The organism is Maribacter sp. Asnod1-A12 (genome assembly GCF_045063735.1).
GTDB lineage: Bacteria > Bacteroidota > Bacteroidia > Flavobacteriales > Flavobacteriaceae > Maribacter.
The window spans coordinates 2,360,756-2,378,199 of sequence record NZ_JBEFNZ010000006.1 but is presented as its reverse complement, the minus strand read 5'-3'; the positions used below and the strand labels follow the sequence as shown (position 1 = coordinate 2,378,199).

Sequence of the window (17,444 nt, the reverse complement as noted above, 5' to 3'; positions counted from 1 at the left end):
GAAATAGCAAAATAATTAGTGTATTCTAAGAGTATTCTTAAGACAAACATCATTTAATAAGCTTACCATATTAAATGAGTGCTATCCTCGTTAAAATTTTCCTATCGCTTATTATTGGCAGATTAAATTATTATTTTCAAGCTAGTAATAAATCAATCTACCAAACAAACAACGACTACAATGAACTCAAAATCATCTCTCGTTTTTATTTTATCTTTTTTATTTATTTGTAGCTCTTTACTCGCTCAAAAAAAGAAAAATAAAAAAACCAACCCGCAAACAACGCTCAACAAAGCTTTTTATGACAATTTAGAATGGCGTAATATTGGACCTGTACGTGGCGGGCGTTCTTTAGGTTCTGCCGGTAGCCCTAGCAGACCTAATGAATATTATTTTGGTGCAACTGGTGGTGGATTATGGAAAACTACTGATGGCGGTAATGAATGGAAACCAGTTACAGACGGTCAAATAACCAGCTCTTCTGTTGGCGCTGTAGCGGTAGCTGAGACAAATCCTGATATCGTATACATCGGTATGGGCGAAGTACAATTACGTGGTAGCATAACGCAAGGCGATGGTGTATACAAATCTATAGATGCCGGTGAAACATGGAAGCATTTAGGACTAGAAGAAACTCAGGCGGTTTCTAGAATTAGAATTCATCCCACAAATCCTGAAATTGTATATGTTGCAGCCCTAGGTCATCCATATGGCGATAATGAAGAACGTGGTGTTTTTAAAAGTACTGACGGTGGTAAAACATGGAACAAAACACTTTATGTGAGTGATAAGGCTGGTGCCGTAGATTTGATCATTGACCGCAACAACCCAAATGTATTATATGCCAGTACTTGGCAAGTGCAGCGTAAGGCTTGGAAAATGTGGGGCGGCGGTACAGATTGTAAACTATGGAAGTCTACAGATGCTGGTGAAACCTGGACAGATCTTTCAAAAAATCCAGGTATGCCAGAAGGTCCGTTAGGAAAAATTGGAGTAACCGTTTCTCCGGCAGATTCTAATCGCGTTTGGGCAATTGTCGAAGCTAATGAAGGTGGAGTTTTTCGTTCAGACGATGCGGGTAAAACTTGGAAAAGAACAAATGATGAGCGTAAACTTAGACAACGTGCTTTTTACTATTCTAGAATTTATGCCGACCCATTGAATAAAGATATAGTTTACGGACTCAATGTAAACTTTTGGAAATCTACAGACGGAGGCGAAACATTTGATACAAAAATTAAGGTGCCTCACGGAGACAATCATGATCTTTGGATAGACCCTAATAATCCAGACCGTATGATTTCTTCTAATGATGGCGGTGGCGTTGTTAGTTTAAACGGCGGAAAATCCTGGACAGAAGAAGACTACACAACCACACAGTTGTACCACGTAATGACCACTAACGATGTACCTTACCATGTGGCAGGTGCACAACAAGACAACAGTACGATTGCCGTACCAAGCGATGGTTGGGAGCATATGCAAGCAAGAGGCCAAGGTGATGGTTGGGCATACGCTGTTGGTGGTGGTGAAAGTGGTTGGATTACCCAGCACCCAACCAATTTAGACATATTTTATGCAGGTAGTCAAGGTGCACTATTGACACGATATGACAGAAGTAATGGTCAATCTAGAGACATACAGGTATATCCACGATTTTTCTCGGGCGAGCCTGCTAGCGCCTTACCTGAACGTTGGCAATGGACGTTTCCTATCATGTTTGCACCAAAAGATGAAAATGTAATGTACACGTGTTCACAGCATGTTTGGAAAACTTCGAATGATGGACAATCTTGGGAAAAAATCAGTCCAGATTTAACCTATGCAGACCCATCAACCTTAGGTAAAACGGGTGGTATTATTACCATGGATATGAACGGACCTGAAATTTACGCTACGGTTTTTGCTCTTGCTCCATCTAACCATGACATTAATACTATATGGGCAGGTTCAGACGATGGTAAAATTCACATTACTAGAGATGGCGGTAAAAATTGGTCAGACATTACTCCTAAAGAATTACCAAAATTCTCTAGAGTTAGTATTATTGATGAATCTATTCACAATCCAGGAACATTATACGTTGCAGCGAATAGATACCAAGAAGATGATAGACAACCTTATGTTTTTAAGACACATGATTATGGAAAAACTTGGACAAAAATTATTAACGGAATAGAAGATGGGCACTTTGCAAGAGCGGTTCGCGAAGACCCTGTTAGAGAAGGACTTCTATTTTTAGCAACTGAACACGGAGTATATTTTTCAATGAACGACGGGGAATTATGGCAAAGTCTTCAATTGGAATTACCTGATACTCCAGTTAGGGATTTAGTCATTAAAGATAATGATGTCGTTTTAGGAACCCACGGTAGAGGCTTTTGGATTCTTGATGATATTCAACCCTTAAGACAGTTTACTTCTGAAATGGAAGATCAAGAAGCTGTACTTTTTAAACCAACCAATGCTTTAAGAGGATTGACAAATGCTTCTATTCAATATTATTTAAAGGAAGAAAAAGACACCATCACCTTTGTAATTTATGACACTAATGATAAACTCATAAATACATTTACTGGTAGTAAACCTAAATATGAAGTTGACCCTAACTTACCTTATTGGTTAAAAGGAGGGTCTACAAAACCTACCACAGCAAAAGGAATAAACAATTTTACTTGGGACATGAGGTATCAAGGTGCTACTACTTTTGAAGGAATGATCATTTGGAGTGCAAGACCTGCACGCGGACCAAAAGCTCCTTTAGGGACTTATAAAGTAAAAATGAAATCAGGGGATTATGAAAAAACATATGCGTTTGAAATAAAAATGGATCCAAATCTAAAAGGAATAACCAAAGAAGATTTAGATGAACAGTTTGAGTTATCCAACAAAATAATGGGTAAAACTTCGGCTGCCAATGAAGCGGTTATTAAGATTAGAGAAATTAAAAAGACCCTTGGTGATGCAAAAGATGCTATTGATGACTACGATAAGAACATCACCCCTTTCTTAAATGAGTTAACCGAAGTTGAGGAAAGTCTATATCAAGTGAAAAATCAATCAGGTCAGGATCCATTAAACTTTCCAATAAAACTAAATAATAGATTAGCATCATTAAGAAGAAGTGTAGAATCAGGTGAAGCAAAACCTACAAACGGGGCTTACAAAGTTTACAAAGAACTATCGGCAGAACTAGATGTTGAATTGAACAAGTTGAACACTATTATGAAGCAATACAAGTCAAAAATTAATCCCATACTCACTAAATATGGTGGAAGTAAAATTGATTAAATAGAGTTAAAGCTAATTTAAAAACGACTGTTGAACGAAATACAAATCCGTATTTTTGTATTTAATTACAAAGGTTATATATCATGAAAAAGGCAAGTATAGCGCCATCACTTTTAGCAGCAGACTTTGGAAATCTACAACACGATGTAGAAATGGTAAACGCCAGTGAAGCAACATATCACCATATCGATGTTATGGACGGAGTTTTTGTGCCAAATATATCTTACGGTATGCCTGTGGTCAAAGCAATACATAAATATGCCACTAAGCCTTTAGACGTACATTTAATGATTGTAGACCCTGACAGATATCTAGAGGAGTTTGCAAATTTAGGCGCTCATATCCTAACCGTACATTACGAAGCTTGCACCCATTTACATAGAACCATACAAGCTATTAAAGCTTTAGGGATGAAAGCAGGTGTTGCCCTGAACCCTCATACCAATGTAATGCTATTAGAAGATATTATTCAAGATATAGATTTAGTATTGATTATGAGTGTTAACCCAGGTTTTGGCGGACAATCGTTTATCGCTAATACTTATGAAAAAATAAAAAAGGTAAAGGAATTGATTACCAGAAAAAAATCATCTGCATTAATTGAAATTGATGGTGGGGTAACTTCTGCAAATTCAAAACAATTAATGGATGCCGGTGCAGATATATTAGTTGCCGGTAGTTTTGTATTCAAAAGTGAAGACCCAACCGCCACCATAAAAGAATTAAAGGGATGAAAACGGAATTTGATATTGTAATTGTTGGTGGAGGACCTATTGGTATTGCATGTGGATTAGAAGCAAAGAAAAACGGACTCTCTTATCTTATCATCGAAAAAGGGCCTATCGTGAATTCTCTTTTTCATTACCCTAGTAATATGCAATTTTTCTCTTCATCTGAAAAATTGGAAATTGACGAAATTCCTTTTATAAGTAACGAAGCTAAGCCTAAACGAGATGAAGCCTTAGAATATTACCGACGTATCGTCACTTCCAACAAACTGAATATGCATCTTTTTGAAAAAGTAGAGAACGTTCAGAAAAACAATAATACATTTTCCATAACAACGGACAAGAACACATACATTTCAAAACAAATTGTAGTAGCTACAGGATTCTATGATATTCCTAACTTATTAAATGTTCCAGGAGAGAATTTAGATAAGGTTGTTCATTATTATGATAACCCACATTATTATTCAGGTCAGAAAGTAGCAGTTATTGGCGCAAGCAACTCTGCCATTGATGCTGCCTTAGAATGCTACAGAAAAGGTGCTGAAGTATCTTTGATCATACGAGGACCGGAAGTTGGCAAAAGGGTTAAATATTGGGTAAGACCAGATATCATTAACCGTATTGAAGAAGGTAGCATAAAAGCTTATTTTAATACCACTGTAAAATCAATTTCCAAAGATGCCATTACTTTAACTTCAAATGATAAGGAATTAGAAATACAAAATGATTTTGTTTTGGCACTAATAGGATATAAGCCAAATTTTGATTTCTTAGAGAAACTAGGAGTAAACATCAGTGATAATGAGAAAAAACTACCTGAATATAATCCTGACACTATGGAAACCAACATTAAAGGACTTTACTTGGCAGGTGTTATTTGTGGTGGTATGGAAACACATAAATGGTTTATTGAGAACTCTAGAATACATGCAAAAATGATTATAAAAAATATTGTTACAGATTCTATTACAGTATAATTACAATCATAATCACCTGATTTATGGTAGCTAATGGTAAAGCAAATAATAGGTAATCTATAAAACAGATATATATTTACTTAATAACAAACTTAATCATAAGATTTTCTACGGTACCGGTTCTGCTAACCTTGACTCAGTAAAGACAAGAAATATTGCTTGTCAGCATGGCAAAAACCAAATACGGCATACATAAAGCCATAGCTATTACGTACATCAAACTCCTGACTATTATTCTCAATATTAGGGATACAAAATACTACATTTAAAAAATTTGCAGCTGTAGTAGTAGTAGTAGTAGTAGTAGTAGTAGTAGTAGTAGTAGTAGTAGTAGTAGCTTTATTAACGGTAACAATGTTCCTTGGTATTCCAAGGATATCCCTCTCTTCTAAACCTTGACTTTATTCCATAAAAAAAGCCCCTTACATTACTGTAAAGGGCTTTCGAAAAAGGCGGCTACCTACTCTCCCACTTGGTATAGCAGTACCATCGGCGCAAACGGTCTTAACTTCCCTGTTCGGAATACAACATACATAAGAACCTATTTCCTACTCCCGATTCCAAAATCATCTTCCTCGTTTGCGGGGTGCAAATGTACACACTATTATTAATTACACAACCATTTTTTAAAATAAAAAACGAAAGTTTTTTGACCACCTCATAACTGCATGATTTTGACAGGGTTGGAGTAGGATAAAATGAGGTGATAATTCAACCATTAAACCCACTGCAGCATTAAGTAACATATTCTGTTTATAACCCTGCTAGTATTTTAAACTACAAACCATAATTTAAAAAACAAAACAAGCTTCAAATACTCATCATCTCCTCCATCTATTACTCGAATAAAAACAGAAAAACGTATCAATATTTAATTTTCGCCCTTACTAAATGATAAAATGGATAGTCAAAAAAAGTGTATTTATTTCTAAACCTATATAATGTTTCAAATTATTGATGTAAGCAAACAGAAGATTATTAAACAACTATTCATTAAGGGCCATTACAATTTGAGCTTACACTATATAGAATAATAATATTTAATTATCTAACTGTACTTTAATATTCAAAAATAACAGCATCAAAACATAGTAACACAGGTATACAGATATGCGTTCGTCAAAAAGTACAATCACCAAATTAAAACAATCGCATTATTTAAAACAAAAAAAAGGTCCTGCAAAAGCAAGACCTTAAATTTAAGTGACCTCGAAGGGATTCAACCCCCCAACCCTCAGAGCCGAAACCTGCCTGCCGGCAGGCAGGTCTGATACGCTAACATTAATCATCAAGAATACTTTTTAAGTACTCACGACCAATTCCTGATTTAAAGTATTTTTCTCTTGCTCTTGCCTCAACTCTAGTTTCAAATTCTTCTTTATAAACCATAACCGACGGTAAAAAACCTTTAATAGATTTATTCTTACCTAAATTATGTTGTTCTATTCTTTTCTATAAATCCGTAGTCATTCCTTTATATAAACGACCATCAACTTCACTTTTTAAAATATATACGTAAAACATAATTTAAAATAAAAAAGGTCTTGCAAAAGCAAGACCTTGGATTTAAGTGACCTCGAAGGGATTCAAACCCCCAACCCTCAGAGCCGAAATCTGATGCGCTATTCAGTTGCGCCACGAGGCCATAATTTTTTAATAGCAATTAGCAAAATTAAAAATGCCCTAATACGAATCTATATTATGCCAATTTCTTTTTTACGATTGTAGAAATCAACTTACCATCTGCTTGACCAGCTAATTCCTTAGAAACAATCCCCATCACCTTACCCATATCTTTCATACCTGAAGCACCGGTAGCATCTATAGTTTGAACTACAACCTTTTCTACTTCTTCTTCAGTAAGTTGTTCTGGCAAAAATTGCTCTATTACAGCAATCTGGGCTAATTCTGGATCAGCAAGATCTTGTCTTCCTTGTTCTATAAAAATGGCTGCACTATCTTTTCTTTGTTTTACCAATTTCTGTACAATCTGTATTTCGTCATCTTCGGTAATTTCTTCACCTCCACTCGTACTTGCAACCAACAATGCAGATTTTATAGCTCTAAGCGATTCTAGCGCTACGGAATCCTTTGCTTTCATTGCTAATTTCAACTGTTCCATTACTCTTTGCTGCAAAGCCATATCTCTTTTATTTTGGTCTGCGAAGATAAAAAATAAAACCCGAAAACTATATTAGTTTTCGGGTTTTAAAAATATCGTAAGACTTACTATTAGTCTACATTATCATGTAAAAATGAGTTGTTAGATCTTAACTGAATATCATCATTACTATCTCCGCTTAAAGAGGTTCTAGAAATCTTTTTTTCTCTTGAGCTTTCATTCAAATCAACTCCTTGTCTTTGGTATGCCGGCTTCTTTTCGTCATAACTTGTAGGCGCGTTGTTTTTAAACTTATAATTGAAATCTTTTAGTTTTCTTCTGCGTTCGTCAGCTCTATCTCTCAACAATTCTTCAATAGGAGTTTCCATTGGATCTAACGGTTCCTCCGGACTTGCCTCCCTACTTGGTGCTACTGTCTTTCTTTCAAATACCAACTCATCTTCAACAACCTTTGGCTCAAATTCTTCTGCTTTAGACTTTGCTCCAGTCAGTTTACTCTCTAACTGCATATAGTCATCCAAGCTATAGCGTTTTTCACCATTCTTATTATATTCTAAGACCGGTACAATTTCAATGCTTTCTTTTACATCAATATCTTTTACCTCATCATGTAAGTCAAACATGATTACATTATCTTTCTCCTCTTCATCTTTTGATGATCTATCGAACCCTACTGCGAATTGATCATCTTTCTCATCAACTTGTAATTCTTCTGGATCAACTACTTCAATATCTCTAAAAGCGGATGGTGCATCTACTATTACAAAATCTTCTTCTGAAACATTTTCAGCTAATACTTCCTCGTAAAAAACATTGAAATTTTTAATATAGTTCGTTGTAGGTATCAAGTCAAAATCTTCTTCCTCAACGAACTCATACTTTTTTACGGGTTTGACTTGTTTTACCTCCTCTTCCTCGTCGTCCATTTCTAAAGTATGAACTGTTTTTTGGTTAGATAACAACATTGCTTCTGCTCGTTGTCCTTCTTCTAACGTATGGATAATTTTCTTAGACTCGGTATTTACAATATCATCTTGTTGCTCAATATTAAACCCAGTAGCAATTACCGTTACAGCAATAGCCTCACCTAAGCTCTCATCTTCACCAACACCCATAATAATGTTTGCTCCGTATCCTGCTTCTATTTGAATATGATCATTGATTTCACCAATCTCGTCAATTGTGATTTCTTGTGCACCAGAAACAATCAATAACAATACGTTTTTAGCTCCTTGAATCTTGTTATCGTTCAACAACGGAGAATCCAATGCTTTCATAATCGCTTCATTAGCCCTAGCAGAACCAGATGAAATAGCAGATCCCATGATAGCAGTACCACTATTTGATAGTACTGTTTTAGCATCACGTAAATCTATGTTTTGTGTATAGTGATGTGTAATAACTTCTGCAATACCTCTAGCAGCAGTTGCCAATACTTCATCAGCCTTAGAGAACCCAGCTTTAAAACCAAGGTTACCGTATACTTCTCTTAATTTATTGTTATTAATGACGATCAGCGAATCGACATTATTACGCAATTTCTCAATACCACGTTGTGCCTGCTCAACTCTCATTTTACCTTCGAATTGAAACGGCATAGTAACGATACCAACAGTAAGAACATCCATTTCTTTTGCAAACTTGGCAATTACGGGAGCAGCACCAGTTCCTGTTCCCCCGCCCATACCAGCAGTAATGAATATCATTTTAGTAGTTGTATCCAACATACTTTTAATCTCTTCCATGCTTTCCATGGCAGCTTGTTCACCTACTTCAGGATTGGCACCAGCACCCAAACCTTCTGTTAATGACACACCTAATTGTATTTTGTTTGGCACCGGACTATTGTCTAAAGCCTGAGAATCCGTATTACAGATTACAAAATCAACTCCGTTAATTCCTGCCTGGAACATGTGATTAATGGCATTACTACCACCGCCACCTACACCAATGACTTTTATAACGTTGCTTTGATTCTTTGGTAGATCAAAGGAGATATTATCAAATTCGCTGTTCTTACTCATATTCTAATTATTACTGGTTATGTATTCTCTTATGCTATGCTTATTACTCTGCGTTATCTAAAAATTCTTTCAATTTTTCAGACCACTTATCAAAAACGGATTTTCTTTCTTTATGCAAGTTAGGGCGAGCTACTGCTTCCGTATCACGATCTGCATATACCAACTCTTCTTCTTGCTCTAGTTCCTGTTCTTGTAAAATCTCTTCTTGCGTCAATTTCAACTTCTCTTGGTTTTTAATGGCATTCATTAAAAGACCAACAGCTGTTGCGTACAATGGACTAGCAACTTCTTCATCAGAATCGCCAGCCAAGTGTTCGTTAGGGTACCCTATACGAGTATCCATACCTGTTATATATTCTACTAATTGCTTTAAATGCTTCAACTGGCTACCACCACCTGTTAACACGATACCTGCAATCAATTTTTTCTTTTGCTCTTCGTGACCGTAGTTTTTGATTTCTACATACACTTGCTCAATAATTTCAACTACACGGGCGTGAATAATCTTAGATAGATTTTTCAACGAGATCTCTTTTGGCTCTCTACCACGTAAGCCTGGTATGGACACAATTTCATTATCTCTGTTCTCGCCTGGCCAAGCAGAACCAAATCTTGTTTTCAACAATTCGGCTTGCTTCTCAATAATCGAACATCCTTCTTTAATATCTTCCGTAATGACTCCGCCACCGAAAGGTATTACTGCGGTATGCCTAATAATACCATCTTTAAAAATGGCAAGATCAGTTGTACCACCACCTATATCAATTAATGCTACACCAGCTTCTTTTTCTTCTTGACTCAGTACTGCGTCAGATGATGCTAATGGCTCTAGTGTTATATTACCTAAATCCAATCCTGCACTTTTAATGCAACGACCTACGTTTTTAATGGAAACAACCTGACCAACTACTACATGAAAATTAGCTTCTAGCCTACCACCGTACATACCAACAGGTTCACGGATTTCAGCTTGCCCGTCAACTTTGTATTCTTGTGGTAACACATGAATAATCTCCTCACCTGGTAGCATAATCAATTTGTGCACTTGATTACATAACAAGTCTACATCTTCTTCTCCTATTACCTCCTCAGAATCTTTTCTGGTGATGTAATCGCTGTGCTGTAGACTTCTAATATGCTGACCGGCAATACCAACAACAACAGATCCAATCTTAAGACCAGAGTTTGCTTCTGCCTCTTCAACTGCCTGCTGTATAGATTTTATGGTCTGGGTAATGTTATTTACCACCCCTCTGTGTACACCTAAACTTTTGGACTTACCGATACCCAAAATCTCAATTTTACCATATTCGTTTTGTTTTCCGATTATGGCAACGATTTTCGTTGTTCCTATGTCTAAACCGACTGAATATTTAGTTTGTTCCATTTTATTATATTTTAGTGCACACCACCTGGTTATTGAATTCTAAACTTACTTCTGCATAATCCTCCAAGGTCTCATCCTTGTTCGCTTTGGCATAAAATGCCTTAAAATTGCTAAACTTGGCATCTAAATCTTCAATACCGCCTATGTTTACAACAAAATTGTTAAGCCTTAATCGTAACTGATATTCTTCTTCTCCTTTGATATGAATACCAATTACAGATTCCCGAAAAAAATCATCCATATTTATGTGTTCCAATATGACATAAACATCCTCAAGGCTTTTACCACTGATATTGCCTGTGATGATAGGAACTCTAGCCGAATGATTATTTGAAAGAGGCATTCTCTTTCCTTCATCGTCCAAATAGAACTTTGTGTTCCCTTCTATGCGCCCTATTGGTTTCCTTTGAACAATTTTAGACGTTAGCTGACCATCTATTGTTAAATAGACTTGTGCACTTTTCACCATTTCATTGGCCTCAAGGGCCTTTTCTACAGTATTCAAAACTATATTTTCTTTAGGCACATTATCAAGGCTACCGTAATTTTGTATTAACAATTTATTAACCGCTCCTTCAGTGAGGTACAAATTTTGATCCCCAATGAATTCTACCTTCATTCCCGTAACATTTTTAGCGCTATTACGCTCATTTGAAAAAGCATATAACCCCATGATTACTAGAACTAAAGCCGCTAACTTTATAAAATTCCAATTAACCTGCATACGACATTTCTTTTTTAATTTTAACAACTTCTAAACCTATATCTCCAGCTCCCATTGTTAGTAAAACATCAGGATCCTGTTTTTTTATTTCAGAAAGGATTTGTTCTTTCGAAATTAATTTTTTATTACCGCTATTTACCTTTTCCAACAACCATTCTGATGTTACCCCTTTAAGTGGTTCTTCTCTAGCGGGATAGATATCCAGCAACAATATATTCTGGAATTGCGACAAGCTTTTTGCAAACTCATCTGCAAAATCACGTGTTCTTGAAAACAAGTGTGGCTGAAAAATCGCCAATACTTTTTTATTCGGATGCATTTCTGCAACTGCTTCAAAAACAGCATTTATTTCTGTTGGGTGATGCGCATAATCATCTATAAAAACGAAATCATCATTTTTGATTTTGTACGAAAAACGCCTTTGCACTCCTTTAAATGTTGCTAATGCCTCTGCAAGGCGATGCGGTGGGGAACCTGCTTGCATCGCCATTGCGAAAGCTACCAAACCGTTCAACAGATTATGTCTACCTGGTTTGTTGAATTCAACCCCTTCTAGTTTAAGGTCAGGGGTCTCCAAATCGAATATGTAGGTGCCATGTTCTATTTTTATGTTTCGAATGCAATAATCCGAATCGTCTTCTATACCATAGGTCAACCCTTCTAAAGGCAAACCATTACGAACAAATAGTTTACCACCCGGTTTTAAGCGTTTGGTAAAATCAACAAATGTTCTTTCCAATTCTTGCGCATCACCATAAATATCGAGGTGATCAGCATCCATAGACGTAACACACGCTACATTTGGCGTCAACTGCATAAATGAACGATCAAACTCATCTGCTTCGACTACCGAATAGTCTATTCCTTCTAAAAGGAAATTACTATTAAAATCTTCTGAAATTCCGCCTAAGAACGCCGTCATTTTTACTCCTGTTTCTTTTAACAAATGTGCCAGAATACTAGAGGTCGTTGTTTTACCATGTGTACCGGCAACTGCCAAACAGAAAGAGTCTTTGGTAATTAAACCAAGTACCTCTGAGCGTTTCTTAATCGTGAACCCATTATTTAAAAAATACTGATATTCAGAGTGACTAGAAGGTATCGCTGGCGTATACACTACCAAGGTATGCTCTTTGTCATTCTTATATTCATCTGGCACTGCTTCAATATCATCAGTATAGTGAATATTCATACCTGAACCTGCCAATTCTTGTGTAAGCGGAGTTTCGGTTTTATCGTACCCGGCAACCGCTTTATCAATGAACGCAAAATAACGCGCCAAAGCAGACATACCTATGCCCCCAATGCCTATAAAATAAACCCTATGTATTTGCGTTACGTTCATTTTATTTGATCAATTTTTCTATTTCATCGCAGATATCAGATGTTGCATTTGGTAATGCCAACGACTTAATATTCTTTGATAATTCTTGTTGCTTTTCTGCGGATTTAAATACAGATTCAAACTCCGTTTTAAATGTTGTATCAAGTTCTTTCTCCCTCACCATAATTGCAGCATTATGACCAACAAGAGATAATGCATTCATGGTCTGGTGATCTTCCGCTACAACTGGCGACGGAATAAAGAATGTTGGTTTCCCAACCAAACACAATTCTGACACCGCACCTGCACCTGCTCTTGAAATGATGAAATCTGCAGCTACATAAGCTTTATCCATCGAATTTAAAAAAGCATGTACTTTAATATTCTCTGACTGATGCGATTTATAGGTTTCGTAATACCCTTTTCCACATTGCCATATCACTTGCAATCCTAATGCCTCAAAATATTCTAAATGATCGGCTACCAATTGGTTGATGCGTCTTGCCCCTAAACTTCCACCTAATACTAAAAGTGTTTTCTTATCGGCATTCAATTCAAAATACTGTAAAGCTTCATTTTTAGTAGCTTTCAATTCCACTAAATCTGAACGTACAGGATTACCCGTTTTTACAATTTTATCTTTAGGAAAAAACTTCTCCATGCCATCATAGGCCACGCATATTTTTTTCACTTTGTCTTTTAATAGTTTATTGGTAATACCAGCAAAGGAATTCTGTTCTTGCAATACACAAGGTATACCCTTAGTGGTTGCCATTTTTAACAACGGACCACTAGCAAAACCACCCGTACCAATTACGGCGTGTGGTTTAAACTTCGATACGATGCTATTTGCTCTCATTAAACTACTTATCAATTTTATTGGAAAAAGTAGATTTTTAAGGGTCAGCTTCCGCTGAATTCCCGTAATCCACAATCCTTCTATTTTATATCCTGCTTGCGGCACTTTCTCCATCTCCATTCTATCCTTCGCCCCTACGAACAAAAACTCCGCATCAGGATATCTCCTTTTCAATTCGTTCGCTATGGCAATGGCCGGATAAATATGTCCGCCAGTACCTCCTCCTGACAAAATGAACTTATAACTGCCCACTTAAAATCTCTAAAGGGTTCGTTTCATCTATATCAACATCATTGCCAGAAGCACTCTCCTGCGCAATACTTTTATTACTTGCACTTAAAATGATACCTATCGCCAAACAGGTCATCCAACTAGAGGTACCACCACTACTGATCAATGGTAAATTCTGTCCCGTTACCGGAAATAATTCTACCGCAACAGCCATGTTTATCAGTGCTTGAAAAACAATAGGTAATCCTACCCCTAGCACTAATAATTTGCTAAAGATCGATGCACATCCGTTAGCGACGACCACTATCCTAAACAACAGAAACAAGTAAAATAGCATCAAAATAAATCCACCTATTAAACCATATTCTTCAACGATAATCGCATAGATAAAATCTGATGAACTCTGAGGTAAAAAGTTCTTTTGCACACTTTTACCCGCTCCTTTACCCATTACTCCACCTGTAGCTATGGCTATTTTTGCTCTTTCTATTTGATAGGTTCCTTCTGAATCTTCAGGATTAGAGAAACTATCTATACGGCTCATCCATGTATCCACTCTATTTGGAAACAAATCCGGGAAAGCTTTTGCCGTTAATATGAATATGGACAAGCACACTATTCCCGTTCCTACGATTCCTAATAAGTATTTCATAGGATATCCTCCTAAAAAACACAATACCATAACCATGGAGAAAACAATGGCAGCAGTTGAAAAGTTAGCTGGTAATATTAACGCCACTACAGCAAATACAGGCAACCACAATGGCACAATGCTTTCTGTAAACGTTATTTTAATATCTCTAACCTTAGAGAAATAACGCGCCACATATATCATTAATACTACTGCCGCCAAGTTAGAGGGCTGAAAACCGAAACCTACCAAAGGCAGACGAATCCAACGACTGGCATTGGTACCACCACTTGATGTACCTTGCGCCAATACGAATATGAGCAATACCAACACTATGGGTAGCGCTATCATGGATAGCCCTTTAAAAAAGTGCGTAGGTATTTTATGTACCCCGTAAATTATTCCAAAGCCTAAAAACAACAGTATGGCATGTTTTACCAAGTGCCCAACCGGCGTACCACTACCTACAACATATACCAAATTACTACTGGCACTATATACTGGTAGAAATGAAAATAAGGCCAAGAGCGCCGCAATGGCCCAAATAGCTTTATCTCCTTTTATATTTTGAAATATATTCAACACCTTATAGGTTCTTTACACAGTTCTTAAATTGATCTCCACGATCTTCATAGTTCTTAAACAAATCAAAGCTTGCACATGCCGGTGATAACAAAACAGTATCGCCACGCTCCGCAATTTTATAAGCTACTTTCACAGCTTCTTCCATGGCATAGGTTTCTACCAATAGATCTACAGCATTACCAAATACATGCTTGATCTTTTCATTATCCTCACCTAAGCAAATGATCGCTTTTACTTTTTCACGTACCAATGGCATTAACTCCATGTACTCATTGCCCTTATCTACACCACCTACGATCCAAACAGTAGGTGTTTTCATGCTATCCAATGCGTAATAAGCAGCGTTTACATTCGTTGCTTTTGAGTCATTGATATATTCCACATGATGTATTTTCAACACCTTTTCCAAACGGTGGGGAGCCCCTTGAAAATTAGAAACACAAGCTCTTATCGTCTCCTTACGGATACCGACTAATTTGGCAATTGTTGCCGCTGCCATTGTGTTCTTTACATTGTGCTGACCTTCTAAGGCCAAAGTGTTCTTCGTCATGCTAATAGTGTCTGTTGTTGTTTTTATTATTATCTCGTTTTGTTCTATAAATGCGCCTTGTTCAACTACTTTATTCAATGAAAAGGGCATTAATTTTGATTTAACCGGGTGCTTGTTCAGCCATTCTACCAAAACTGTATCATCTGCATCATAAATCAAATAATCGTTTTCGTCTTGGTTTTCTGCAATTTTAAATTTCGATGCTATGTAGTTTTCAAACTCATATTCATACCGATCTAAGTGATCTGGTGTAATATTCGTAATCACGGCAATTTGTGGTTTAAAATCTACTATGCCGTCTAATTGAAAACTGCTGATCTCAAGCACGTAATACTCAAAATCATTCTCTGCAACCATTTTCGCATAGCTATCACCAATGTTTCCTGCCATACCCACTTTCAATTCGGCATTTGCCAAAATGTGGTTGGTTAGCATGGTAGTCGTTGTTTTTCCGTTGCTACCTGTGATACCAATAATTTTTGCATCTGTGTATTTTGATGCAAATTCTATCTCTGATATTACAGGAACACCTTTTGCCACCAACTGCTTTACCAAGGGTACTTTGTCCGGTATACCCGGACTCTTCATTACCAAATCGGCTTTTAGTATACGGTCTTCAGAATGCTGTTCTTCTTCCCAATCAATTCCAAAATGTTCAAGAACGTTTTTATACTTCTCTTTAATTTTTCCTTTATCGGATACAAATACATCATATCCTTTTTTCAATCCTAAAATGGCTGTTCCTACTCCACTTTCTCCTCCTCCAAGAACTACCAGTAATGCCATTATCTAATTTTTAAGGTCACTACAGTTACAATTGCCAATAGTATACCTACAATCCAAAAACGGGTTACGATCTTACTTTCATGGTATCCCATTTTCTGGTAGTGGTGATGTAATGGAGACATTAAAAATATACGTCTACCCTCACCAAATTTTTTCTTTGTGTATTTAAAATACCCTACTTGTATCATCACTGAAAGCGACTCCGCAAAGAAGATTCCACATAACACCGGTATCAATAATTCTTTACGCACTATAATTGCAATTACAGCAATTACGCCACCAATTGTCAAACTACCCGTATCGCCCATAAATACTTGTGCCGGGAATGCATTATACCATAAGAATCCAATCAAGGCTCCAGCAAAAGCGGTAATGAATACCAGCAACTCACCTACTCGTGGTATGTACATAATGTCTAAATAATCAGAAAAAATGATGTTACCAGATACCAAGGCAAAAATGCCCAGCGTAAATACAATGATTGCGGATGTACCCGCAGCGAGACCATCTATACCATCGGTTAAATTTGCGCCGTTAGATACTGCAGTTACTATCAAAATGATAATTGGTATAAACAGTAACCACGCATATTCTTTTGCTCCATCGCCTGCCCATGATATTAGACTACCATAATCAAACTCATTATTCTTAAAAAAAGGTACTGTTGTCATTGTCGACTTAATCTCAGCGCCTTTTACTTGTTCTACCGTATAGTCTTGCGTAATAATTGTTTTGTCATGATCACGCATGGTCACCTCTGGGTGAAAATAAAGTACTGCACCTACTATTAGGCCTAATACTATCTGCCCTAAAACCTTAAAACGACCTTTTAACCCTTCTTTGTTTTTTTTAAATACTTTGATGTAATCATCTAAAAAACCGATTGCTCCCATCCACAATGTGGTGAATATCAATAGTATAATGTAAATATTCTCTAACCTTGCAAACAGCAATACCGGTATTAATGTGGACATGATGATGATAACCCCACCCATTGTTGGCGTACCTGCCTTTTGCTTTTGACCATCTAATCCTAAATCGCGAATGGTCTCTCCTACTTGTTGCTTTTGTAGAAATAGAATTACACGCTTACCGTACACTGTTGCAATCATCAATGAAAACAGAATAGCCATTGCCGCACGGAATGTGCTGAACTGAAACAGCGAAGCTCCAGGCAACTGGTATTGTTTTTCTAAATATTCGAACAGGTAGGTTAACATAT

At 36.8% G+C, this 17,444-nt stretch carries 13 protein-coding genes and 1 tRNA gene; 3 read left to right on the top strand and 11 right to left on the bottom strand.

Features of this window, described 5'->3' with window-relative positions; translation table 11 throughout:
* Positions 1-180: 180 nt before the first annotated feature.
* The 3 genes from ACJJVP_RS10115 (at position 181) to ACJJVP_RS10105 (ending at position 4,999) form a co-directional block, all read left to right on the top strand.
* Positions 181-3,291 carry a glycosyl hydrolase gene (locus tag ACJJVP_RS10115; protein WP_405413323.1) on the top strand — a complete coding sequence of 1,037 codons (3,111 nt, stop codon included), beginning with the start codon at positions 181-183 and terminating at the stop codon, positions 3,289-3,291.
* An 83-nt stretch (positions 3,292-3,374) separates the two neighbouring features.
* Complete coding sequence (gene rpe / locus ACJJVP_RS10110; RefSeq protein ID WP_405413322.1) at positions 3,375-4,025, top strand: ribulose-phosphate 3-epimerase; 651 nt, start codon at positions 3,375-3,377, stop codon at positions 4,023-4,025.
* Positions 4,022-4,999 carry a YpdA family putative bacillithiol disulfide reductase gene (locus ACJJVP_RS10105; RefSeq protein ID WP_405413319.1) on the top strand — a complete coding sequence of 326 codons (978 nt, stop codon included), beginning with the start codon at positions 4,022-4,024 and terminating at the stop codon, positions 4,997-4,999. Before rpe ends, ACJJVP_RS10105 begins: the two co-directional genes overlap by 4 nt.
* 1,281 nt (positions 5,000-6,280) lie before the next feature.
* Here ACJJVP_RS10105 and ACJJVP_RS10100 read toward each other — a convergent pair.
* The 11 genes from ACJJVP_RS10100 to mraY all read right to left on the bottom strand — a co-directional run bounded on the left by ACJJVP_RS10100 (position 6,281) and on the right by mraY (position 17,442).
* Complete coding sequence (locus ACJJVP_RS10100; protein ID WP_405416163.1) at positions 6,281-6,445, bottom strand: hypothetical protein; 165 nt, start codon at positions 6,443-6,445, stop codon at positions 6,281-6,283.
* Positions 6,446-6,570: 125 nt separating this feature from the next.
* Positions 6,571-6,644, bottom strand: a tRNA-Arg gene (locus tag ACJJVP_RS10095).
* A gap of 54 nt (positions 6,645-6,698) precedes the next feature.
* Positions 6,699-7,142 (bottom strand): GatB/YqeY domain-containing protein, encoded by a 444-nt coding sequence (locus ACJJVP_RS10090; RefSeq protein ID WP_396633599.1) that lies wholly within the window; start codon positions 7,140-7,142, stop codon positions 6,699-6,701.
* A gap of 89 nt (positions 7,143-7,231) precedes the next feature.
* A complete protein-coding gene (gene ftsZ, locus ACJJVP_RS10085; RefSeq protein WP_405413316.1) occupies positions 7,232-9,145 on the bottom strand; it encodes a cell division protein FtsZ in 1,914 nt (637 codons plus the stop codon).
* A 43-nt stretch (positions 9,146-9,188) separates the two neighbouring features.
* Positions 9,189-10,532 carry a cell division protein FtsA gene (gene ftsA, locus ACJJVP_RS10080; protein WP_036156175.1) on the bottom strand — a complete coding sequence of 448 codons (1,344 nt, stop codon included), beginning with the start codon at positions 10,530-10,532 and terminating at the stop codon, positions 9,189-9,191.
* A 4-nt stretch (positions 10,533-10,536) separates the two neighbouring features.
* Positions 10,537-11,256, bottom strand: coding sequence for a cell division protein FtsQ/DivIB (locus tag ACJJVP_RS10075; RefSeq protein WP_405413313.1), 720 nt, complete (start codon positions 11,254-11,256; stop codon positions 10,537-10,539).
* Positions 11,246-12,601 (bottom strand): UDP-N-acetylmuramate--L-alanine ligase, encoded by a 1,356-nt coding sequence (murC, locus tag ACJJVP_RS10070; RefSeq protein ID WP_405413311.1) that lies wholly within the window; start codon positions 12,599-12,601, stop codon positions 11,246-11,248. The genes ACJJVP_RS10075 and murC overlap by 11 nt, the downstream gene beginning before the upstream one ends.
* 1 nt (position 12,602) lies before the next feature.
* Complete coding sequence (gene murG, locus ACJJVP_RS10065) at positions 12,603-13,691, bottom strand: undecaprenyldiphospho-muramoylpentapeptide beta-N-acetylglucosaminyltransferase (protein WP_405413309.1); 1,089 nt, start codon at positions 13,689-13,691, stop codon at positions 12,603-12,605.
* Complete coding sequence (locus tag ACJJVP_RS10060; RefSeq protein ID WP_396633593.1) at positions 13,678-14,886, bottom strand: FtsW/RodA/SpoVE family cell cycle protein; 1,209 nt, start codon at positions 14,884-14,886, stop codon at positions 13,678-13,680. The genes murG and ACJJVP_RS10060 overlap by 14 nt, the downstream gene beginning before the upstream one ends.
* Before the next feature lies 1 nt (position 14,887).
* On the bottom strand, positions 14,888-16,222 hold the full coding sequence (murD, locus tag ACJJVP_RS10055) for a UDP-N-acetylmuramoyl-L-alanine--D-glutamate ligase (protein ID WP_405413305.1): 1,335 nt from the start codon (positions 16,220-16,222) through the stop codon (positions 14,888-14,890).
* Positions 16,222-17,442 (bottom strand): phospho-N-acetylmuramoyl-pentapeptide-transferase, encoded by a 1,221-nt coding sequence (gene mraY, locus ACJJVP_RS10050; RefSeq protein ID WP_036156187.1) that lies wholly within the window; start codon positions 17,440-17,442, stop codon positions 16,222-16,224. Before mraY ends, murD begins: the two co-directional genes overlap by 1 nt.
* Positions 17,443-17,444 lie beyond the last annotated feature (2 nt).